The organism is Bacillus cereus group sp. BfR-BA-01331 (genome assembly GCF_022663915.1).
GTDB classification, from domain to species: domain Bacteria; phylum Bacillota; class Bacilli; order Bacillales; family Bacillaceae_G; genus Bacillus_A; species Bacillus_A mycoides.
Map to the genome: position 1 here is coordinate 173,335 of NZ_JAKUGJ010000008.1, position 21,800 is coordinate 195,134.

Below are 21,800 nucleotides of genomic sequence, written 5' to 3' on the forward strand. Positions count from 1 at the left end.
CTCTTTTTTATTAACTTTCCTCTATTCTTTCAATCTTCCAAACTAAATTATCTGGCTCGTTTTTCTCTAAAAAGGTTAACATCCATATAGTTTTCCCTTTGTCGTTCATCAACATCACTTTATGCTTTAACTTCCAAGCCACGTCACTAATATGATTAAACATTTTATACATATCTTCTTCTCTAATAAGCTTTTCCTTTTTGATTAATCGTCTCGTTCTATACTCCCTTATTTCTAAGTACATATCAGCATAAGCCACTTCATGCTGCCAAATTATACTACATACATATTTTTTATTTGGACTACTCTTCTTTATATATACAAGTTCATTTTTATAATCCAAATTCAGTACCTTATTGTATGCTTTTTCTAACATCTCTATATCCCAATCACATTCCACAGCTAAACTCTTCATTTCAGTATGAACGATTTGAAGGGCTAATTCTTTTTTCTCTCTATCTGATAAATATGGAAAATCCTTTACATTCTCATACTCTACAAACACATTCATATATCCAGGAAAAATTCGATATTTCTTCTCCCACTGATTTAATAATGAAATATCATCCACACAGTAAATCAAGATAACTTTTTCATAGTCTGTTCTTAACTTTGACATATGCCGCTCGTATAAAGAAGTAATACAGCTCGTTTCTTTAAAAAAAGATATTTCTTCATAGTTGCTTGAAGATGTTAATTTTAATGTCTCTAAACTACTTATATGCTCTTTTCTTTTTAGAAAACTTAATTGGATATCTCTTATAATTGGCATTTACTCTCTCCTTCTTAATACTACGACTATAAAATATTTTCACTAATATACCTCTTACATACTTGTATATAATTAATGCTCTAACGCCAACTAATCAATTTCAACCCAGCCCATTCCCATAGAGAGCAATAAAAGCCCCACTACAAAAAAGAGCGCACCAACTAAAAAGTAGAACGGTGCTCCGTGCAGCGGATCACAAAATAGCTCTAGAATACTTTGTGCCACTACTGTCCATTTACCTTTTTTTGAATCTTTTTCTTTTATTTCTTTTACAAGCCTATACATACTTAAACCAATAAAAATGATGCCTATCAATAGGCACCCTACTATGATAAGAATTCCCAAATATAGCACTCCATTTAAAATATCCTTGTTATGCACACCTCATTTTAACTAAAAAAACAAAAGAGAACATCATTTTCTCTTTCATTTTTCTGAAATCGCACTGTGATTTTTCAACATAAAAAATCCAAAACCATACAAAGTGATTTTGGATTTAATATAGTTAAAATATTACATTGCATTTCGAACAAAAAGGAGCCGAATTTCCTCTTCTAATTTTCGAATCACATTTTGGACAATATACATATCGTTCTTCTATCTTTTGCCGCTCTATCATATGTAAGGATACTATTCTCATACTACACATAATCCCAATTAATATAAGGCTAACAATGAGTAGCACAACTCTCACTCCTCCCCTCTATATTTTACCATAAAATAACAAAACCGATTCTCTCATTGAGAATCGGTTTTATACTTACAGTCCTAACTTAGCCTTCGCCCCATCAGGAATTTTATCTATCGTTACTTGCACTTTATCATGTAAGAACTTGCCACTCGTGAGCACATGCCAGTATGAACCTTTTAGCAATTCATCTACTCCGTTAATTGTAACTTCTTTTTCCTTCCCACTTTCATCATAAGCTTTCACTTTATATTCACGACCTTTATTTCCACCTAACTCTTTGCCATCATTATCAATCACTGCATAATAATCCTCTATATCAAGAAAGGGATTCATTTGATCTAGCTTAGCGCTCCCATTTAATAAATATATAGCTCCTGCCACAATAACAAGTAGTGATCCAAAAATAAATCTTTTCATCTATATTCCGCCTTTCATTATGTTTTCTTTAAGATGTTCCTAAGTATAGAGCGTATTCCTTAATAAAAACTCATTTGATTTCTTAATATTTTCTTAAACTAAAAGTGAAATATTAATTAGTAAGCTCAAGAAACATAAAAAGAATTCTTCACACTACAATTGACAAAATTACACCTTCAGTGTAATTTTACACTATAACAAAAAAGGAGCCGTATTATGGATAAACAAAAATTTATTGAACTCGTTAATTCAAAATTAAAACTCATCCGTGTTGAAAATAATTTATCACAAGATAAAATGTCAGAAATTATTGGTTTATCGAAGAAAACATTAGTGGAAATTGAAAAAGGAAGACGCACCCTAACATGGTCAGGTGCAGTTTGTGTCGTAACACTCTTCGAACAGTGCGATACAGTCCAAATGACATTCGGAGATGATGTGAATGAAATTATAAAAACAATCGCTTTTACACACTACAATACAAACTTCCCGAAGACATTAGGCGGAAAAATGTGGTGGCGACAAATAAAAGAATTAAACGGTTATCAAATACAACAAAATATTTTATCTCAACATTATCGAATTTTAGATAAAGAAGACCGCAGAATATGCCATTCATTCGATTTGGATGAAATTGAACAGCGATTTATGGAAATGGCAAAAACATCTCAATAAAGTAAAACTTTAATCAGTGGGAATTTTACTGCCCTTTAATACGGGATAAAATAAATTTCGGAGTATAATTCAAATGAAAAAACAGACAAATATCACGATTTTAAATACGTTAATCATTAGCACCTTAGTATTCAATTTATTTATTTTCACATCAAGAATGAGCTTTTTACCTTGGTATATTGAGGATGGATGGGGATATTTAGGATTAGTATTTACATCCTTTATTTTCTTACTTTGCTTCTTTCAATCTTCGAAGCTTCATAACGGTGGAAAGTTAACTACGATACAAAAGTTCATTCCACTTGCTTCTGCCGCACTTTCAATCTTTGTTCTTATCACTCCATCAAGTGATTTTATGACTATACTAGCTAATCTGATCAATACAATCATATTAACAATTTATATAACTGTATTTCAAACAACACCTAATGTAAGTAATAAGGAGCTATTACATTAAAAGGGAGAGTTATTTTACAAAATAACTCTCCCTTTTATACTACTCTCAATAAGCATAAACCTTTAGTCTATTTACTTACTCATCACTGTACTTCTTCTTTGCTTATACAAATAAATACCACTTGCAACAACAAAAACAATCCCGCCAAAATACGCGCCATACTTTATCGCAACTGCTACAATACTTTCAATATGTTGTCCAAATAAAGAACCGAGCACAAAATAAACAAGTGTCCAAACGAACCCTGTCGTATAGGAATATAAAGCATACGTCTTAAATGACATGTTATTCATTCCAACTAAATACGGCACAATATGTCTTACAACAGGTATGAAATAACTTGTAACTAACGCATACTGACCGTATTTTTCAACCATCTGTTGCGATTTTAAAAGATATTTTGCTTTTTTCTTTTTCATTAGCTTATCAAGTACTTTCGTACCAAATACTTTTCCTAATATATAACCTAAAGAAAGCCCTGATACAACACCTAAATATGTTAAGGCAAAAGCGGGAATTACATTTAATATGCCTAATGATGATACGAAACCGCCACTCATTACAATCATTTCATCTGGAATTGGCATACCGACGATCCCGAGCCATAAACAAAAAAATAATGCCCAATAACCGTACTGCTCAATGTATGATAATAATTCATGTAATTCCATTATGCATACGCCCTCCGTAATTCTTTTTTGCAGCTAAAGACGTAAGCCGGCGGAACATTTAACCACACTTTTTTCAATGTAATTTCAGGAAAGAAATGCTGTATAAATCCCTTTTTCACAAGTGAATATTGAAATGTAATAAATTCACCGTTCTCATGTATGGCTTCCATCACATTATTTAAAATACGCTTTGAAACCTCTTCTGGTAAAGAAGTAAAAGGCAATCCCGATAAGACGTAATCAATGCATTCTATATTGAACTCTTCCATATATTTTTTTATATTTTCAGCTGAACCGTGTACAACAATGACGTTCTGCTCATTTTTAAACATTCTCGTTAACTCTTTGCAAAACACTTCATTAATTTCAATCAGAAGAAATATTGTTTCCTTCTTCTTTCTCTTCATAATCTCTTTCGTAAAGACACCTGTACCAGGCCCTAACTCTACGATGCATTTCGCTCTATTGAAATCAATTACATCTACCATTTTCTTTGCTAATATTTTTGAACTTGGCGCAATTGCACCAGTATGTTTCGGATGTTTAATAAATTCATGTAAGAATGTTATGAGTTGCATGTAAATCTCTCCCCATTCGTTCAATAGTTTTTAACTTGTTTCTAAGTATAACTATCGTTTCTTAACAAAAATTGAGGAGATTTCTTAAGATTTTATGAAGAATGAAAAAGCATTATCTATCATTCTTATACATAAAACATTTCATATTCCATATATAAATATCTCTTTTATATTTATTAATTTGGTATAATGGATATAAAAATAAATTTTATGGAAGGTACCATTGCTACGTCTATTTTCACACAACATCTGTGGAAATTAATCTGTAAATCACCTTTCATTCCTATCCAATATATGTAATTCTTTTCATGTAAGTAAAAAATTAAAATAATAAGAAATTTATATCTTATAGAAATGAATGTAGATCTAAGTATGAATATGTGGTATTTCAAAACTATTTAAAAGGAGAAAATAATGAATAATTCCATCGACCTACAGCACTTATGTGATCTTGTACATAGTACATTTCATGTTCCTGTTCAGTTTCTATCTACTGATAAAAAAATTGTATATGAATCTACTTCTCATACGATTGGTAGTCCCTTTTATTCTTCTAAAGAAGAACATCTTAATGAAATTTATCAAGAAAACACTCCTTGTAATTTTCCAATTTTCAAAGGAAATAAGTATCTTGAGAATTTCATTAGTATCCATATAACAAATCATGAACATGTAAAAGGAACTATAATAGTCGGCCCCACTACCTATCCAAAGGTATCAGATGAAATGGCCATCAAACTTATGGAATATTTTAATTGTACTAATATACAAAAAGGAATAGACTACTATCAATTTCTACCCGAGATTAAAAAAAGTACTCTAATTGATATAAGTATTTGGTTACATTACGTAGTTTTCAATGAAAAATTAGATAGAGATATTGTTTGGGAAAAAAATAAATTACTAGAAGATGTTTCTTACAAAATTGTAAATCCTGATTTATATATTTCAAAACGTCGCCGGCATGATCCGCAAAATTATGACATATCATTGGAACGTAAATTTTTTTCAGCAATTAAAGAAGGAAATAAAGAAAAAGTAATACAATATGCGTATTCATTTCCACAAGAGGATGCGGCGATTTCATCAAAAGGAGATCAACTCAGAAACCAAAAAAACAATGGTATTATCGCAATTACTTTAGCTATTCGATATGCGATAGCTGGTAATCTTCCATCACATATTGCTTTTTCACTTGGTACTTTATATATCCAAACCATTGAAAAACTAGATAACATGTACTCCGTAAATAGATTAATTGAAGATGCCTTATGTACTTTTGCAGAACGTGTTAAAGAATATAGTAATCAAGCATATTCTAATTCAATAACTACATGCCTAAATCATATTCACAAACATATTTACGATGAAATATCTCTTAATGATCTTGCTAACCTTTTAGATATTTCTCCTACCTATTTATCTAAATTGTTTAAAAAAGAAGTAGGGATTCCTTTAAGTGAGTATGTTCAAAGAGAACGAGTAGAGGAAGCAAAAAAGTTATTAACATTAACGACGTATCCATTATCGGATATTTGTACCTGGCTTAATTTTAATGACCAAAGTTATTTCAAAAGAGTCTTCAAAAAAATCACTAGTATGACTCCTAGACAATATCGTGAAAATCATACCGTAATATAGCAGCATTTTCTTAACACTAGGTGAGATACGTGTAATACCATCTCACCTATCTACAAAATTCACCACTTCAATTTATCCCGCTATTTGTGAGCGCTAATACCCCCACCTCAAAATTAATCAATTTGTTTCGTCTTTTTTATATTCTTTCTAACATCTTTACACGCCTTTATTCTCCTTAATACTAATAAAGTTCTAGCCCCTTCAAAAAAGTACAATAATGACAAATAAATTACTATAAATAAGTTAATAAATTTGATAATTTTTTAATACTAAGCTAATTCGCCATAATTTCTTTATTATATAAGTTTTATAGCAGACTACTTCTCAAAATAGACTTTTTATACAGTGTATTCAGTTCAAGAACATAAGAAATTTAGCGCTTAAATTAATAGTAATTAAATAGTAACTGTTCTTCCTAGGCCAGAAAGATACAGAAAATATATCGTTAGGAGAATATAAGGCATGAGTAGCGCAAATATCTCAAAGGATAGAGGTACATCGAAAGTGATTCAAATGACTATTACACCTGAACAATCTGCTGGCACACGCAAGGTTATTAAAGGACCAATAAGAGTATCACCACAAAATGATAGGGAGCGGATTGAAGATCTTCTATTACAGTCATTCATTTCCGAAAAAGAAATATTAATCACTTATTATGAAGAGGGTTATTTTCCCACAATATGTATGACTGTAATTGAAATAAACCCTTTGAGGCGTTATGTAATATGCATAGATACCTTTGACTATAAACATACCTTTAGTTTTATAGACATAATTGATGCGCATTAATTATGTCTATAAAATTCATGCTATTCCCATCAAGTAATATGTAACACTCCATTTACATCACTTTATTAATATAATAAGAATGACAGACTTGCAGTACACAAATCCTGTATGCCTACTCCCTCCTCAAATGTTATTTGTTTTATCTCTCACTAGCACTTATCAAAACAAAAAATAGTGATTCACCTGACTAAAAAATTAGGTGAATCACTATTTTATAGTTCTTATTTCCTTACAGCTACCGTCTATTACTTCGCGCTCACAATCTTATAATAAGATCGAACTGTTAAGAAGTAATATCCGATATAAATGACGCCATATACTCCGATACTAATTAGGAGCGGAATCATAATTTCAAATGGTAATAAGTTTGCTAAACCTTTTAGTGCAAATAAGCTGTGCAGGATTCCAATTACTAACGGAATCGCAAAGATAAAGCTTACTTGTTTTGCAATAGCTTTTTTCATTTCTTGTTTCGTTACACCAACTTTACGAAGTACGACGTAACGCTCACGATCTGCATTTGCTTCAGTTAATTGCTTAAAGTAAATAATAGAGCCTGTTGCTAGTAAGAATACAAGTCCTAAGAACATTCCGATGAACATCATAAGTCCCGTTCCTTCAAGCCCCATCTGGAAACCAGTATAGAAATCTCTAAATAGTGGTACCATTTCTGATTCACCAGCTGGCATCACTTTTGCTAACTTTTCTGTTAACACTTTACTGTTTCTTTCATCTTTTACATCAATATTTTTTACAGTACGTGTTCCAAATGCTTGCTTCGCCTGTTCATACATTTCATCTGAAACGACAATCACTAATTCACCTAAGTTCGTAATTGCTGTATTATTTGCACCTTGAATCGTTAATGTCTTCGTTTCATTGCCAATTTGGAATACTGCTTCACTTCCTTTATACCCAGGGCTAAACTCATACCCTTCAATATAAGAGCTATCATATATAAATGCTTCACCAGTAGCTACATTCACTGTTTCTGCATCGATTTTTTTAGCAAGTTTATTAAATTCGGACTGAGACATAAACTGATATTTCTCTGAAATCGTGTAGTTTAGATTAAGAATGAAGTCCACTTTCTCCCCTTCAAACTTCCCTTTTACAGGAACCGTCTCAATTTCAAATTGATCTTTGACAGGGTGATTCGCCTTCTCTTCAGCAAAAATCGCATTTACTTTCTTATCAAGCTCTTCATCTTTTTTCTCATAAGAATAACTGTACGGCGCAGCTACTTTTGATTGCGTAAATGTGTTGTAATACATCGTAACTGACGTACCAACCGCTGTTAATGTTACTGCACTTAAAATAGAAATTGTCGCAAGTGACTTTGCATTTCCTTTAATACGATATAGTAACTGTGACGTCGTTACCATATTCATACCGTTATAAAACGATGATTTATTATTTCTTGCACGCTTTAATACGAATACTGTAAAGAACATAAATAGTAAGTACGTACCTACTACTGTCGCCAGTAAAATGTAAAGTGCGACTACCATAAAGTCGGCATACTTAAGTGCCTTCACATACATTAACGCTAAGAAATAACCTGAACCGATTAAGAAAACTGAAATTAATGCCATAATTACTGATCCTTTTGGCATTTCTTCTCCTTCACGTTCTGCGCGGAAAAGTTCAATTAGCTTAAATCGATAAATTAAACGATACCCTTGAAGTGATGTATACAATATAATCACAAAGAAAATAATTGCTGTATCCACAATTGCAGCCATCGGTACTTCAAAATGAACATTTAAATTTAACCCCATCATACTTACTAGTAGTTCAAGGAATAATTTTGAAAGGACGCTACCAATCGCAATCCCTATAATTAAAGACATTAATCCCATTAACATATTTTCATAAAAGAGCATTTTACCGATTTGTTTTTTACGAATACCGAGTAACGAATATAGCCCAACTTCTTTTTTACGTTTTCGTGTAAAGAAACCATTCGAATATATAATGAACACCGCTACGAAGATGATTAGCATAACACTTGAAACTTGAAATGCACCGCTAATTTTTTTAGAACCTTCCGCAGCTTTTTCCATTTGTGAATTATACTGCAACGCCTTAAATGTAAAATAGATGACGATGCTAAATATCATAGATGCAAAATATACAAAGTAGTCTTTAAAGTTCCGCTGTATGTTGCGGAGGGCAATGCTAGATAAGGTCATCAGCCATACCTCCAGAAATAGAAGACATTACGTCAACGACTTTTTGGAAGAACTGTTTACGTGTTGATTCACCGCGGTGTAATTCTTTATATAACTCACCATCTTTAATGAAAATAACTCGTTTACAATAACTCGCCGCAAATGCATCGTGCGTTACCATTAAAATTGTAGAGTTATCATATTCATTTAACGACTTCATACTTTCTAATAAATCTGTCGCTGATTTAGAATCAAGTGCTCCAGTCGGCTCGTCCCCAAATATCATACTAGGACTTGTAACGATCGCACGCGATGCTGCGCAGCGCTGCTTCTGTCCACCAGATACTTGGTATGGGAACTGACTTAAAATATGATCAATGCCGAATTTCTTTGAGATTTCAAGAACGCGGCGATCAATCTCACTCGCTTTCACCTTTGATAACGCAAGAGGTAACGCAATATTCTCTTTCACCGTTAACGTATCTAATAAGTTATAATCTTGGAAGATGAAACCTAAATGATCACGGCGGAACAACGCCAGCTTATCATCGTTCATCTTCACGATGTCTTTTCCATCAATTAAAATCTCACCGTTCGTCGCATTATCAATTGTAGAAAGAACATTTAAAAGAGTCGTCTTACCCGAACCAGAAGGTCCCATAATTCCAACGAACTCCCCTTCTTTTACTTGTAAGTTAATACCTTTTAAAGCTGCAAATTTATTCCCACCTGTGTCATATACTTTTTCAATATTTTTTGCTTCTAACACTGTTTTCATCTCGACATCCCTCATTTCTTCTATTCTCTATTTTCAACTATATACACTCTCTACTCTTGCCACTATCGATGTTTCTTACACAAACATGACAGTTATGTAAGGCCTAAAAGCAGAGGAATCACAATTTAACCTAATGAGCTAAAGTACTTTGTTACTATAACATTGGGATATCATGCCATCCATTCATTCTCCTTACAGGAACATTACATTTTTGTAAGGTTAAAAATGCATCCTACAAAGTTGTGCACGAAATGTCGGATGTAGCTATTTCATTCTTGCTATTCTATATACAAAGGAGGTCATAGTATGGATTCACTTAAAAACATGAATGCGGCAATGCGGTATATTGAAGACAACCTTACACACGAAATTGATTTTAAAGAAGTCGCAGCTTCAACATGGGCTATATTTGAAGCTGTCGGTCCATTTCCTGATGCATTACAAAATGTATGGGGGCGTATTTATTCCGAATGGTTCCCTTCCTCAAACTATGAACTAGCGAAAGGACCGGAAATATTGTGGAATGAACAGAAAGATGTAACCTCCCCAAACTTCAAAAGTGAAATTTGGATACCGGTTTTGAAGAAATTATAAAAAACAAAGCTGCTTTTCCATGAAAGAAAAAGCAGCTTTGTTCTACATTTTTAGTTCTTTTTTATAAGCGACATAAGAATATCCCATCGTTAGTCCTACTGCTCCAATAATAATCCCAATTATTAAGAATGCTTTCCATGCTGCTGGAGCAAAAATACTTAACATCATAATAACTCCTAATACTACAAAAACCTTTCCGCTAAAACGATGCGTCTTCCTCCACACTTCCTCGTTACTTAATGTCCAAGGTGTTTTTATACCTACAAAGTAGTTTGGTTTACATTGTGGTAAATAGTTGCCGATGACTATAAATAAAAGACCAACAATAATATACGGTGTACTATTCATCGGAATGTCATAACCTAATCCCACCCCAATTACGAGCATGTTTACTAAAAATAATACTACTAATACGCTATAATTCATTATCATATAACTTCTAGAAAACTTATCATAATTCTTTTTCTTAGGATCAATTTTAGGAGTGACTGTTAGTAAAATATAAGTGAAAATCATAATTCCAAGTAGCAACAGCATTGCATTCAACTTGGAAGTAAAACCATTCGCACCTTCAGTCCCCCAATGAATTATCATAGTATCCGGTAAATTCGGCCAAGCAAACGCCCAAGCTATACAAGTTATAAGAATTAATATAATTGCGAAAAGATGTTTTTTCATTTCCCCTCTTCCCCCTTATTCGTAAACGTAAACACCCAAGTCAATAAATCTTGAAATACAGTTGTGTTTAAAGAGTACATAACGAATTGTCCTCTTTTTTCATCTTGGATAAGTTCAGCATTTTTAAGTGCATTTAAATGATGAGAAATACTTGGCTTCGTCATATTGAATTGTTCAGCAATTTCCCCAGCTGTTAAATCGCCTTCTTTTAATAAGTCTAAAATTTTTCGCCTTGTCGGGTCTGCTAATGCTTTAAATGCTTGATTCAATGTCTTTCTTCCTTTCGATAATTAGACATTTAGATATTTATCTAAATGTTAAAATGATTTCAGTCAATTGTCAATTATATATAAGGCCCTTTTTACTTTTTTCACTTTTGACCTACGTCAATTACTTTATAGAGTAAAACTGTAAAGATGTAAGAAATACGCGTGATAAAAATTAAAAGAAGCTCTTCTAGCAAAGGAAGAGCTTCTTTTAATTTTTATCATTTTATTAACAAACGAAGAAATCCAAAAGATAATCAAACTTATAATAAAGGACATACCTACTATCGTTCCGAATTCATCTAACCAATAACTAATCATGCTTTCACGCACCCAGTTCGGATTCCATTAAATAGAGTAAGAAATTACTCACTCTTTGTAGAATCCTTCTGGACAGTTTTATGCGCCATGTCCACTGGAATTTTCGTTGTCCAAGTTCCTTCCGTTCCTCCAACTCTGTTAATATTAATATTTATAAATAAAAGCTCTGGGAATTTTTCACCTTCTAACGGTTCAAAAACCATTACTCCCTCTGGTTTATCATGATCAGCTAAAACCGTCTCAAAACTTTCCCCCGCTTGATTCGTTAAATACAATGTACTATTCTCTATTGCATCCGGATTACCAATACGATCTTTTTGATAATTATCCATATGCGTGTTACTAAGAAAATGCAAATATTGGACAGCATTAAATTTCTTATTTTTATAATGCGGGCTCTCTACTTGTTTCCCGTCTTCTTTACCATCAGATGTAATATCGAGCCCAGTTGTATTAAATTTATAAGGAACAAGCGATCCATCTTGTTGTTCAAATCGATAGTAAACAAGTATTTTAGCATCTTGAATTAACATTTCTTTTACATGAAGAGTAATACCATTATCCACTACTTTTTCGTTTAACTGTATAGACTTCCCATTCGCAGCATCCTTTTTAACTTCTTCACCAATCATTTCATTTAACTTTACCTCTGGCTTTGCAAAATAAGAATTGTTTAATGCCATTGTACTCGTCGGTATAATAACAGCCGCTATTAAACCCGCTATTAATAATTTCTTTTTCGTTTTCTTTTTGCTATCTTTTTTATACATTTGACTAAAGGATTGATAAGCATGCTCTTTAACTTCTTTAGGGACCTCTTGTTTCATTGCTTTTTTAAATTCATTTGAAAACGACATTTGAATTAGATTCCTCCTCATCTATTTCTATGCTAGATTGATTCCGAATTTTTTCTAACGCTCTGTGAATTCTAGACCTTACTGTTCCTATAGGGATTTGTAATAGTTCTGCAATTTCTTCATACGTATAATCGTGGTAAAAGCGATACACGATTACTATTCTAAATTTAAATGGAAGTTCTTGTATCACCATTAATAACTGCTCTTCTGTTTCTTTTCTTATTAATACTCTTTCTGGAACTTCTACAACTGGATCATCACTTAATTGTTGTTTTTCAAATAAGCGCATCCTCTTCCATATATTTTTTCTCCACTGACTAATCTGTTTGTAAACAATTCCATTCAACCAAAATAAAAACGGTCTAGATTGATCATATGTCGAAATAGATTTCCAAAGTTGAAAATAAATTTCATTTACGATTTCATTTGTATCATGCCGATTCTTAACTATAGCGAAGACAGTTTCATATATTCTCTGACTCGTTAAATCAAATATAAATTCAAAAGCCTCCTCATCGCCTTTTAATAAACGTTCTATCCAGATATGCATATCTTCATTACTTGCCAAGTAGTACCCCCTCCTTAACGATGTTCTCACTATATATTGGACAGTAAGCAAAATAAAGTTCCAAATTTCATAAAAAATATATTACTTTTTATGAAGTTTCATCTATTTAAAAGGAAAATAAATTCAATTATCTCTATAATACTTTTTACTTTTCTCACTTTTAACCTATACTGTTACCTAGCTTATATTTCAACATAATGAAAAGACGAGAAACACATGGTACACTATAGCTACAATTGTTTTTTTTAGGAGGAATATACATATGTATAAAATTTTAATCGTTGAAGACGATCCAAATATTTCATCATTACTACAATCTCACATTCAAAAATATGGCTATGATGCTGTTGTTGCGGAGAACTTCGATGATATTATGGAATCGTTTAACGCAGTGAAACCACATCTTGTTTTACTTGATGTAAACTTACCAAAATTCGATGGTTTCTACTGGTGCCGTCAAATCCGTCATGAATCTACTTGTCCAATTATTTTCATTTCGGCACGTGCTGGTGAAATGGAACAAATTATGGCGATTGAAAGCGGTGCGGACGATTATATTACGAAGCCGTTCCACTATGACGTTGTAATGGCGAAAATCAAAGGTCAATTACGCCGTATTTATGGTGATTATGCACCAAATATTTCTGAACGTATCGTTGAAGTTGAAGGACTAAAACTATTCCCTGAGCGTCCAGAAATTCATTTCGGCGCTGAGCAAGTTCTTTTAACGAAGAAAGAAGCTATTTTAGCAGAAATGTTATTATCTAAATTCCCGCGTACAGCGAGTCGTGAAGATTTACTAGCCGCTCTTTGGGACGACGAAAGCTTCGTTGAGGAAAATACATTAAACGTAAACATCACGCGTCTTCGTAAAAAGTTCAATGAGCTTGGTATTGAAAATGCTATTGAAACAGTACGTGGACTTGGATATCGTTTTAACGCAACTTGGAGTGAATAAGCATGAAGTTATTTTTACGTGATCATTTTGCATTTTTCCTACTATATGTATTAAACTTCGGAATCATTTTCGTTCTTTATGATGCAGTAGACGGATTTCAAAATAATAAGTTTTACTTCATCGTTTTAAGCTTATACTTATTCATCTGTTTTCTCGCTTATCGTTACGTTCGTAACCGTAGAATGTATCACAGATTAAGTGAACCACCAGAGAAACTGGAAGATGCGTTTATTGAAAGAGCAACTGCTCCTATGCCACACGGTGTAAACGAGCTCGTTCGTACGCAATATCGTCTATTCCAAAAAGACCTACAAACATTCGAAGTAAAGCAGCAAGAACACCAGTTATTTATTAATCATTGGGTACATCAAATGAAAACGCCTGTTTCTGTTATGCAGCTTATGGTGCTTGAAATGGAAGATGAACATTTAATCCCAAAATTCAAAAAAGAATTAGAACGATTAAATCAAGGACTCGATATGGCTTTATATATGGCAAGGTTAAACAACTTCCATGAAGACTTCCATGTTGAGACGATTTCATTAAAAGATGCTGTGACAAAAAATATTAACGGATTGAAAGAATTATTCATTCGAAACGGGGTCTTCCCCGTTTTAGAAGTTCATTCAGATTTAAAAGTTGCTTCTGATGCGAAATGGCTAAAGTTCATCATTTATCAGTTAATGACAAATGCAGTTCGCTACTCTGGTGAGCGCGGAAAGAAAGTTTTCTTATCCGCTTATCGCAATGGTAAAGATATTATTTTGGAAGTTCGTGACGAAGGCGTTGGTATTCCGCAAGAAGATATTCGAAGAGTATTTGAACCTTTTTACACTGGGAAAAATGGTCGTGCATTCGGAGAATCTACCGGTATGGGGCTTTATATTGTAAGTAAAATTTGTGATTATTTAGGTCACTCTGTGAAACTAGACTCTGAAGTTGGTAAAGGAACGACGATTAAAATCATCTTCCACAACGCTGCAAACAATCAAGCAGAAAACACGGAGAAGGTGACCGAAGCATGATCGTAACATATGCTAGCAAAATGTATGAGATCTCACTCTCATACATTTTTTGCAATAAGACTACATATCGGCCTGCTAACGGGAGGCATATATTATGACATTTTGGCAGTTTGCATTTAAAAATGTAACGCGCAACTCAAGAGCTTATTTTGCCTATTTTTTAAGCAGTTCCTTTTCCATTGCTGTTTTCTTTTCGTTTGCTGTTTATTTATTTCATCCGAAATTACAAAATTCCAATATGATCTCTGAAGTTTCAGGATTAATGATTTTTTCAGAAGTTGTTATTGTTTTGTTCTCGTTCTTTTTTCTACTCTATTCAATCGGATCGTTTTTAAAAGTTCGTAAAAAGCAATTTGGTATTTTATCTATTTTAGGTATATCAAAAAAGCAATTACATCGACTCGTTTTCACTGAAAATATGTTAATTGGTATGTTATCTATCTTTTTCGGTATGCAGTTTGGACTTGTCTTTTCGCAGTTTTTCTTATTAGTAACAGCGAAAATTACACATCTACCAGGGATATATTTATATATCCCTACGAATGCTTTCATTTTAACAACGATTGTGTTTCTTGGTCTCTTTATCGCTGTATCTTCATTTACACCTATGCTAATTCGTACGAAAAAGACGGTAAACCTTTTAAAAACTAATGCTGGGAAACAAAAGGAAAGAAAACCATCCATATTTATCTCTCTATTTGGTGCTATCTGTTTAATAGGTGGCTACGCTTTAGCGAGCAAACCAATATATTTCGTATCAATAAGCCCACAAATAGGAATGGTTTATATGCTTTCAAGTATTTTCGTCATTCCGGCACTCGTTTCAATCGGAACATATTTCTTCTTTTCGCAAATTAGTTTCTTGCTCATTCACCTGTTGAAAAAGAGACGGAATTTTTATATGAAGCGTATTAATATGCTCTGGATTTCTGATTTAGCTAGCCGCATTCGATCAAATATTAATATGCTTTTCGTTGTGGCAATGCTATCTACAATTGCTTTTACGATGATTACATTTTTATATGGGTTCGGGAAATTTATGAAACTTGATGTTGAACGAAATTCACCATTCGCATTTTCATATTTCTCATTTGATGAGAATCCATTTACTTCCCAGCACTTAAATTGGCTAGAAAAACAATTAGAAGATGGGCAATTCTCTTACGACAAAATTAAAGTAGATTTATACGCTACGCCTGTAGAAGCGAAAAATAATACAGAAATTTATTATGACACATATGCCATAAAGCAAAGTGACTATAATAAGCTCGCTACGTCATTACAATTACAAAAACTATTTATAAATGAGAATGAAACATATGTATTATCTGGAGCGGCATATGTCCCATTGTTTAGTGCATTCGATCCAAATTACAATAGAACACATATTACACTCGCTAATACAAATTATAAGCTACAAATAAAAGGGATCAAAATAGATAATACCCTCCCTTCTACTTTTGCTTATGAAACATTAGTCTTATCTGATTCTGCCGTTAACAATTTACCAACTAACACTAAACATGTGACAGTCTATAATTACAACGTAGAAAACTGGGAGAATACATATGCTATTGCTGATGAGTTTGTAAAACGAGCAGATAAAGACCGCGCGAGTATCAAGCACGAAGGATCTCTCGTTCGTATTTTTGAATCAGGTAACTCTTTATACAGAATCAAATCCGGAAGTGCTTCCTACTTCCTCATTGGTACATTCCTTGGGATCATTTTCTTTATTGGAGCTGGTAGTGTACTGTACTTCCGTATGTATACAGATTTAACAAACGAGCAAGAAAAATATGTAACGATTACGAAAATTGGCTTAACAGAATCAGAAATGAAGCGTTCAGCGACCATTCAACTTGGAATCTTATTTTTCGTTCCATACATTATGGCTTCTATTCATACGATGTTTGCGACAAAGATGTTGCAAGATATTATTAACTTATCATTGTTCGCTGAAATTACGGTTGTACTTGTGATTTTTGGAACGGTTGAGATTATCTTTTTCCTATTAATTCGTTCACTTTATATGCAAAAATTATCGCAACATATTAAGTTTTAAATAAGCAAAAGGTGAGCTTTATGAAAAGAGTATGCGGACCCTCCTCATACTCCTTTCACATTAACTCTATTAGGAGGTTTAGGTGAATGACATTTTGGCAATTTGCATTTAAAAACGTGACGCGGAACGCCAGAGCTTATTTCGCCTATTTTGTAAGCAGTGCGTTTTCCATTGCAATTTTTTTCTCGTTTGCAGTTTATTTATTTCATCCTAAATTGCATATGACAGGCGTGAATGCTGCTCTGAACATATTAATGACAATCTCAGAAGTTGTCATTGTATTCTTTTCATTTTTCTTTTTACTATATTCAATCGGTACTTTCTTAAAAGTACGAAAAAAACAGTTCGGGATTTTAACAGTACTTGGCATATCTCCAAAGCAATTAAAGAGGCTCGTATTTCTAGAAAACATGCTAATTGGTGGCCTATCCATATTTTTCGGCATTCAATTTGGCCTTGTCTTTTCACAGTTCTTTTTATTAGTTACCGCCAAAATTACGCATGTGCCTGGTTTATATTTATATTGGTGGCCTACAACTGCTATCGTTTTAACTATAATTATCTTTCTTGGACTCTTCATTCTCGTCTCATCTTTTACACCGATGCTAATCCGTACGAGAAAAGCTGTACGTCTTTTAAAAGAAGGAACAAAAGAAAAAGAAAGAAAAGCATCTGTACTCATCTCTCTCTTTGGTGCGATATGTTTAATATCTGGATATGTTTTAGCAGCTAACCCACTATATTTTATGTCACTAGGAGATATCGCTGGGCTTTTGTACGCTGCCTCCTGTATATTTGTCATCCCATCACTTGCTGCAGCTGGGACATATTTTTTCTTCTCACAAATTAGCTTCTTACTCATTCGCATATTAAAGACGAGAAGAAAATTTTATATGAAACGTATTAACATGCTTTGGGTTTCTGATTTAGCAACTCGGATTCGGACAAATATTAACATGCTCTTTATCGTGACGATGTTATCGACACTCGCTTTTACAATGATTACATTCTTATATGGGTTTGGGAAATTCACAAAGTTTGATGAAATAAGGCAAAACCCTTTCCCGTTTACTTATTTATCACATACTGAAAATACGTTAGCTGATGAGCATTTAAACTGGTTAGAGCAAAAATTTAATGAAGAGCACTTTACTTATACAAAATTTAAAACAGACATATATGAAGTATCTTCAGCTGAAGATAACACACAGCTCTATTATGCCATTAAACAAAGTGACTATAATGTACTTGCTAAAGCATTAAGCTGGGAAACTCTCACGGTGAATAAGAATGAATCTTATATTCTTATGAAAGACTTAGACGATCAAGTTATTGGAACAATTCATACTAAAGAAAAGAAAAATACTCTTCCACTTACTCAAAACAATTTACAACTACAAGTGAAAGAATATAAAAGTTATAACCCCTTCCCAAACAGCTTAATATACCAATTACTCGTACTATCTGATGAAAATGTAGAAGCCTTATCAACCGCTTCAAAACAGATGAGTGTATATAGCTTCAAAGTTCCAGATTGGGAAAAGGCACATAATATCGGTTCAGCATTTATAACAAAAATTGATAATGACAATGCAGCTATTCAGGCAGAACATCCACCGTTTCATGCAAGTGAAGCGAGCGATTCTCTATACAAAACAAAATTAAATGTTGCTTCGTTTTTCTTAATTGGTACTTTCCTAGGTGTTATTTTCTTTATCGGAGCTGGCAGTGTTCTTTACTTCCGGATGTATACAGATTTAACAAATGAGCAAGAAAAGTATATAACGATTACAAAAATCGGTTTAACAGAAGTCGAAATGAAACAATCCGCTACAATTCAACTTGCGATTCTTTTCTTTGTTCCTTACATTATGGCATCGATCCATACGATGTTTGCGACAAAGATGTTACAAGAGATATTACATCTATCATTATTCGCTGAGATTACAGTTGTACTTGTAATCTTTGGAACGGTTGAAATTATCTTTTTCCTTTTAATTCGTTCCTTTTATATGCAAAAATTATCACAACATATTAAGTTTTAAAAATAGAAAGGTGATTATTATGGAAGAAGTATTACACATAAAAAACGTCTCAAAAGTGTATGAAGGAAAGGTCCCTCATACTGCTTTAAAAAATATAAATTTACATGTAGATAAAGGAGAATTTGTTGCTATCATGGGACCATCTGGTAGCGGTAAATCTACATTTTTAAACGTTATCTCTACAATTGACTCCCCTACTTCTGGTGATGTCGTGATTAATGGAAAAAAACCGCACACATTTCGTAGAGAGAAACTAGCTATTTTCCGCCGCCAAGAGTTAGGGTTTGTTTTTCAAAACTTTAACCTGCTAGATACACTAACAATCGGTGAAAATATCGTACTCCCTTTAACGTTAGATAATGTTCCTTTAAAAGAAATGGACGAAAAGCTTGATAACATTTCAAAAAAGCTTGGAATTGATCATATTTTGGACAAGCGTATTTTTGAAGTTTCTGGAGGACAAGCGCAGCGTACTGCAGTAGCACGTGCTGTTATTCATCATCCTTCACTTCTACTTGCCGATGAACCAACAGGAAACTTAGATTCGAAAGCAGCAATTGATGTAATGGAGCTATTTACGAAATTAAATAAAGAAGAGGATGCCACAATTTTAATGGTTACGCACGATCCATTTGCAGCAAGCTATTGTAACCGCGTTATTTTCATTAAAGATGGTGGGCTTTACAATGAATTACACCGCGGACTATATCGCGAGAAGTTTTATCAAGAAATATTAGATGTTTTAGCATTATTAGGAGGAAGGCGTGGATGACGTTTTGGCAATTTGCATTTAAAAATGTCTCACGTAATTCTAAAGCATATTTTGCTTATTTTGTAAGTAGTGCTTTTTCTATAATGGTTTTCTTTTCATTTGCTGTCTATTCATATCATCCGCGCCTACAAAATATTCAGAGCTATCAAGAACGAGATACCCTGATGAACTTAGCTGGTTCAGCCCAGTTTGTCATTGTCTTGTTCTCATTCTTCTTCCTGCTTTATTCACTTGGAACATTTTTAAATGTAAGGAAGCAACAATTCGGGGTATTAACCGTTCTTGGTATATCAAAAAAACAATTAAAGCGACTTTTATTTACTGAAAATATGATAATTGGAATACTAGCTATTTTTGTTGGTATACAAGGCGGACTAGTGTTTTCTAACTTTTTCTTACTAGTTACTTCTAAATTAACAGGTGCGAAAGGCCTCTACTTATATTGGCCCACAAAGGCAATTATCGTCACAACAGTAACTTTTATTATTTTATTTTTCATCGTTTCTACATTTACACCGATGTTCATTCGTACTCGTAAAACTATTCGACTAATTAAAGTTTCTAAAAAAGAAACGGAAGAAAAAAGACCATCTATAATAATCTCATTGTTTGCCTTAACTTGTTTAGGACTATGTTATTATATTGCTGGTTATCCGCAAGGCTATGTAACGGAAAAAAATGTACAAAATGGATCTGTATTCTTTATAATATTATCTATTTTGCCACTCGTAGTCATCGGGACATATTTTTTCTTTTCACAAACATTTCTTCTCTTCATCTTCATTTTAAAAAAACGAAGAAAGTTTTATATGAAACAAATAAATATGTTATGGATTTCAGATTTGGTTGCTCGTACTCGTAGTAATATTAATGTACTTTTTATCGTTTCCATGTTATCTGCACTTGCATTTACAATTATTATTGGGTTGTTTGCTGCTAATAACAATACGAAAGCATCCGTACTAACGCAATATCCTGTCCCCTTTACGTATACATCAGAAAGTGACAATTACCTTGAACAAAAGCATATTACTACAATTGAAACTGAGCTTACGAGTGCCAATTTTGAATACAAGAAATATAAGTTTACAGTATTAAAAGACACAGCATCGAAAAAAGATATTTTACTTATGAAAATGAGTGATTATAATACAATTGCTAAACAATTGAAGCGCCCGGAAATCACTCTTGATTCTACAGAAGTTTATATTATTTCCCGCCATTCGCCAGAGCTTTTAAATCTTGTCTCAAACCCATTTGCAAAACAAGATACAATTGCACTCGGATCTAATAAAAAAGAATTTCATATTAAAGGATTTATTAATAAAGGGATAGAACCATCCTTTGCATTCCCCCATTTAATTGTTGTACAAGATTATGTTTTTGACGATATGATTCCTCATATTAAAACGACCGTAATCTATAACTACTTCGTAGAAAACTGGGAAAATGCAATGGTTCCAACAAAAAATATGTTACGTGCTATTGGTGATGATGCACGTGAGTTCTACGAAAAACATAAAGAAGAGAAAGCGCAAGTTCCTTTCTACATATATACGGCTACTGATGAACTAGTTCACGGTAAAGAACATGCAATTGCGAATTTCTTTATTTGGGCATTTCTCGGCTTTATTTTCTTTATCGGTGCAGCTAGCGTTTTATATTTCCGTATGTATAATGACTTAACAAGTGAAAAACAGAAGTATATTACGATTACAAAGCTTGGATTGACGGAATCCGAAATGTTTCGTTCTGCAACGATTCAATTAGGAATTTTATTTTTCGTTCCTTATATCATCGCGGGTATTCATACAGTATTTGCAATTAAGTTTTTACAAAGCATGTTTTCTTTCTCATTACTAAAAGAGGCCTTCATCGTACTTACTTTCTTCGGGATTATCGAGATTATTTTCTTCCTCTTAATCCGATCTCTTTACATTAACAAACTGTCACAGCATGTTAAACTATGAATAAAATAGCCTTGTGCATATTGCACAAGGCTATT

23 protein-coding genes are annotated in these 21,800 nt (G+C 33.0%); 11 read left to right on the forward strand and 12 right to left on the reverse strand.

Translation table 11 applies throughout. From position 1 onward, the window contains the following. Positions 1-10 precede the first annotated feature (10 nt). The 4 genes from MR155_RS16945 to MR155_RS16960 all read right to left on the reverse strand — a co-directional run bounded on the left by MR155_RS16945 (position 11) and on the right by MR155_RS16960 (position 1,880). Entirely contained in the window at positions 11-772 is a 762-nt protein-coding gene (locus MR155_RS16945) for a hypothetical protein (RefSeq protein WP_242310625.1), read from the reverse strand. 90 nt (positions 773-862) lie between these two features. Beyond that, entirely contained in the window at positions 863-1,117 is a 255-nt protein-coding gene (locus tag MR155_RS16950; protein ID WP_242310627.1) for a hypothetical protein, read from the reverse strand. Positions 1,118-1,277: 160 nt separating this feature from the next. Further along, positions 1,278-1,457, reverse strand: coding sequence for a hypothetical protein (locus MR155_RS32050; RefSeq protein WP_088040313.1), 180 nt, complete (start codon positions 1,455-1,457; stop codon positions 1,278-1,280). Positions 1,458-1,532: 75 nt separating this feature from the next. Next, the gene (locus tag MR155_RS16960) at positions 1,533-1,880 is read right to left on the reverse strand and encodes a YxeA family protein (RefSeq protein WP_242310629.1); all 348 of its coding nucleotides are present in this window, start codon (positions 1,878-1,880) and stop codon (positions 1,533-1,535) included. A gap of 216 nt (positions 1,881-2,096) precedes the next feature. Here MR155_RS16960 and MR155_RS16965 point away from each other — a divergent pair, with 216 nt between their 5' ends. Then, on the forward strand, positions 2,097-2,555 hold the full coding sequence (locus tag MR155_RS16965) for a helix-turn-helix transcriptional regulator (RefSeq protein WP_088040315.1): 459 nt from the start codon (positions 2,097-2,099) through the stop codon (positions 2,553-2,555). A 73-nt stretch (positions 2,556-2,628) separates the two neighbouring features. Then, the gene (locus tag MR155_RS16970) at positions 2,629-3,012 is read left to right on the forward strand and encodes a hypothetical protein (protein ID WP_088040316.1); all 384 of its coding nucleotides are present in this window, start codon (positions 2,629-2,631) and stop codon (positions 3,010-3,012) included. A 71-nt stretch (positions 3,013-3,083) separates the two neighbouring features. Here the strand turns inward: MR155_RS16970 and MR155_RS16975 are convergent, their stop codons facing one another. Together MR155_RS16975 and MR155_RS16980 are read right to left on the reverse strand one after the other, a co-directional pair. Next, a complete protein-coding gene (locus tag MR155_RS16975) occupies positions 3,084-3,683 on the reverse strand; it encodes a DedA family protein (RefSeq protein ID WP_242310631.1) in 600 nt (199 codons plus the stop codon). Further along, the gene (locus MR155_RS16980; RefSeq protein ID WP_242310633.1) at positions 3,683-4,261 is read right to left on the reverse strand and encodes a class I SAM-dependent methyltransferase; all 579 of its coding nucleotides are present in this window, start codon (positions 4,259-4,261) and stop codon (positions 3,683-3,685) included. The genes MR155_RS16975 and MR155_RS16980 overlap by 1 nt, the downstream gene beginning before the upstream one ends. A gap of 414 nt (positions 4,262-4,675) precedes the next feature. Between MR155_RS16980 and MR155_RS16985 the strand changes: the two genes are divergently transcribed. Further along, positions 4,676-5,902: a helix-turn-helix domain-containing protein gene (locus tag MR155_RS16985; RefSeq protein WP_242310635.1), complete on the forward strand. Its 1,227-nt coding sequence runs from the start codon at positions 4,676-4,678 to the stop codon at positions 5,900-5,902. Between the two features lie 462 nt (positions 5,903-6,364). Further along, a complete protein-coding gene (locus MR155_RS16990; protein ID WP_219301133.1) occupies positions 6,365-6,694 on the forward strand; it encodes a YolD-like family protein in 330 nt (109 codons plus the stop codon). Positions 6,695-6,939: 245 nt separating this feature from the next. Here the strand turns inward: MR155_RS16990 and MR155_RS16995 are convergent, their stop codons facing one another. Both MR155_RS16995 and MR155_RS17000 read right to left on the reverse strand, forming a co-directional pair. Continuing rightward, a complete protein-coding gene (locus MR155_RS16995; protein WP_219301132.1) occupies positions 6,940-8,889 on the reverse strand; it encodes an ABC transporter permease in 1,950 nt (649 codons plus the stop codon). Beyond that, a complete protein-coding gene (locus MR155_RS17000) occupies positions 8,876-9,646 on the reverse strand; it encodes an ABC transporter ATP-binding protein (RefSeq protein WP_000859659.1) in 771 nt (256 codons plus the stop codon). The genes MR155_RS16995 and MR155_RS17000 overlap by 14 nt, the downstream gene beginning before the upstream one ends. Before the next feature lie 306 nt (positions 9,647-9,952). On the opposite strand from MR155_RS17000, the gene MR155_RS17005 reads away from it, so the two are divergent. Further along, positions 9,953-10,240, forward strand: coding sequence for a GyrI-like domain-containing protein (locus MR155_RS17005; protein ID WP_277958698.1), 288 nt, complete (start codon positions 9,953-9,955; stop codon positions 10,238-10,240). A gap of 42 nt (positions 10,241-10,282) precedes the next feature. Here the strand turns inward: MR155_RS17005 and MR155_RS17010 are convergent, their stop codons facing one another. The 4 genes from MR155_RS17010 to MR155_RS17025 all read right to left on the reverse strand — a co-directional run bounded on the left by MR155_RS17010 (position 10,283) and on the right by MR155_RS17025 (position 12,930). Then, a complete protein-coding gene (locus MR155_RS17010; RefSeq protein WP_242310637.1) occupies positions 10,283-10,918 on the reverse strand; it encodes an SdpI family protein in 636 nt (211 codons plus the stop codon). Beyond that, complete coding sequence (locus MR155_RS17015) at positions 10,915-11,187, reverse strand: autorepressor SdpR family transcription factor (RefSeq protein ID WP_002089211.1); 273 nt, start codon at positions 11,185-11,187, stop codon at positions 10,915-10,917. Before MR155_RS17015 ends, MR155_RS17010 begins: the two co-directional genes overlap by 4 nt. Before the next feature lie 362 nt (positions 11,188-11,549). Then, the gene (locus MR155_RS17020; protein WP_219301128.1) at positions 11,550-12,362 is read right to left on the reverse strand and encodes a DUF4179 domain-containing protein; all 813 of its coding nucleotides are present in this window, start codon (positions 12,360-12,362) and stop codon (positions 11,550-11,552) included. Next, complete coding sequence (locus MR155_RS17025) at positions 12,346-12,930, reverse strand: sigma-70 family RNA polymerase sigma factor (protein ID WP_219301127.1); 585 nt, start codon at positions 12,928-12,930, stop codon at positions 12,346-12,348. The genes MR155_RS17020 and MR155_RS17025 overlap by 17 nt, the downstream gene beginning before the upstream one ends. Positions 12,931-13,192: 262 nt before the next feature. Between MR155_RS17025 and MR155_RS17030 the strand changes: the two genes are divergently transcribed. The 6 genes from MR155_RS17030 (at position 13,193) to MR155_RS17055 (ending at position 21,765) form a co-directional block, all read left to right on the forward strand. Then, on the forward strand, positions 13,193-13,888 hold the full coding sequence (locus MR155_RS17030; RefSeq protein WP_000276730.1) for a response regulator transcription factor: 696 nt from the start codon (positions 13,193-13,195) through the stop codon (positions 13,886-13,888). Between the two features lie 2 nt (positions 13,889-13,890). Next, entirely contained in the window at positions 13,891-14,913 is a 1,023-nt protein-coding gene (locus MR155_RS17035) for a sensor histidine kinase (RefSeq protein ID WP_002015836.1), read from the forward strand. A 94-nt stretch (positions 14,914-15,007) separates the two neighbouring features. Next, positions 15,008-16,978, forward strand: a complete 1,971-nt coding sequence (locus MR155_RS17040; RefSeq protein ID WP_219301126.1) for an FtsX-like permease family protein — start codon at positions 15,008-15,010, stop codon at positions 16,976-16,978. Positions 16,979-17,064: 86 nt separating this feature from the next. Further along, positions 17,065-19,023, forward strand: a complete 1,959-nt coding sequence (locus MR155_RS17045; RefSeq protein WP_242310639.1) for an FtsX-like permease family protein — start codon at positions 17,065-17,067, stop codon at positions 19,021-19,023. Positions 19,024-19,042: 19 nt separating this feature from the next. After that, complete coding sequence (locus MR155_RS17050) at positions 19,043-19,795, forward strand: ABC transporter ATP-binding protein (RefSeq protein ID WP_000393251.1); 753 nt, start codon at positions 19,043-19,045, stop codon at positions 19,793-19,795. Further along, on the forward strand, positions 19,792-21,765 hold the full coding sequence (locus MR155_RS17055) for an FtsX-like permease family protein (protein ID WP_242310641.1): 1,974 nt from the start codon (positions 19,792-19,794) through the stop codon (positions 21,763-21,765). The genes MR155_RS17050 and MR155_RS17055 overlap by 4 nt, the downstream gene beginning before the upstream one ends. Positions 21,766-21,800: the final 35 nt, after the last annotated feature.

Bases quoted from the DNA above. Each gene is read 5' to 3' on its own strand.
- MR155_RS16945 (WP_242310625.1), bottom strand. From the start codon at position 772: ATGCCAATTATAAGAGATATCCAATTAAGTTTTCTAAAAAGAAAAGAG.
- MR155_RS16960 (WP_242310629.1), bottom strand. From the start codon at position 1,880: ATGAAAAGATTTATTTTTGGATCACTACTTGTTATTGTGGCAGGAGCT.
- MR155_RS16965 (WP_088040315.1), top strand. From the start codon at position 2,097: ATGGATAAACAAAAATTTATTGAACTCGTTAATTCAAAATTAAAACTC.
- MR155_RS16970 (WP_088040316.1), top strand. From the start codon at position 2,629: ATGAAAAAACAGACAAATATCACGATTTTAAATACGTTAATCATTAGC.
- MR155_RS16975 (WP_242310631.1), bottom strand. From the start codon at position 3,683: ATGGAATTACATGAATTATTATCATACATTGAGCAGTACGGTTATTGG.
- MR155_RS16980 (WP_242310633.1), bottom strand. From the start codon at position 4,261: ATGCAACTCATAACATTCTTACATGAATTTATTAAACATCCGAAACAT.
- MR155_RS16985 (WP_242310635.1), top strand. From the start codon at position 4,676: ATGAATAATTCCATCGACCTACAGCACTTATGTGATCTTGTACATAGT.
- MR155_RS16990 (WP_219301133.1), top strand. From the start codon at position 6,365: ATGAGTAGCGCAAATATCTCAAAGGATAGAGGTACATCGAAAGTGATT.
- MR155_RS16995 (WP_219301132.1), bottom strand. From the start codon at position 8,889: ATGACCTTATCTAGCATTGCCCTCCGCAACATACAGCGGAACTTTAAA.
- MR155_RS17000 (WP_000859659.1), bottom strand. From the start codon at position 9,646: ATGAAAACAGTGTTAGAAGCAAAAAATATTGAAAAAGTATATGACACA.
- MR155_RS17005 (WP_277958698.1), top strand. From the start codon at position 9,953: ATGGATTCACTTAAAAACATGAATGCGGCAATGCGGTATATTGAAGAC.
- MR155_RS17010 (WP_242310637.1), bottom strand. From the start codon at position 10,918: ATGAAAAAACATCTTTTCGCAATTATATTAATTCTTATAACTTGTATA.
- MR155_RS17020 (WP_219301128.1), bottom strand. From the start codon at position 12,362: ATGTCGTTTTCAAATGAATTTAAAAAAGCAATGAAACAAGAGGTCCCT.
- MR155_RS17030 (WP_000276730.1), top strand. From the start codon at position 13,193: ATGTATAAAATTTTAATCGTTGAAGACGATCCAAATATTTCATCATTA.
- MR155_RS17035 (WP_002015836.1), top strand. From the start codon at position 13,891: ATGAAGTTATTTTTACGTGATCATTTTGCATTTTTCCTACTATATGTA.
- MR155_RS17040 (WP_219301126.1), top strand. From the start codon at position 15,008: ATGACATTTTGGCAGTTTGCATTTAAAAATGTAACGCGCAACTCAAGA.
- MR155_RS17045 (WP_242310639.1), top strand. From the start codon at position 17,065: ATGACATTTTGGCAATTTGCATTTAAAAACGTGACGCGGAACGCCAGA.
- MR155_RS17050 (WP_000393251.1), top strand. From the start codon at position 19,043: ATGGAAGAAGTATTACACATAAAAAACGTCTCAAAAGTGTATGAAGGA.
- MR155_RS17055 (WP_242310641.1), top strand. From the start codon at position 19,792: ATGACGTTTTGGCAATTTGCATTTAAAAATGTCTCACGTAATTCTAAA.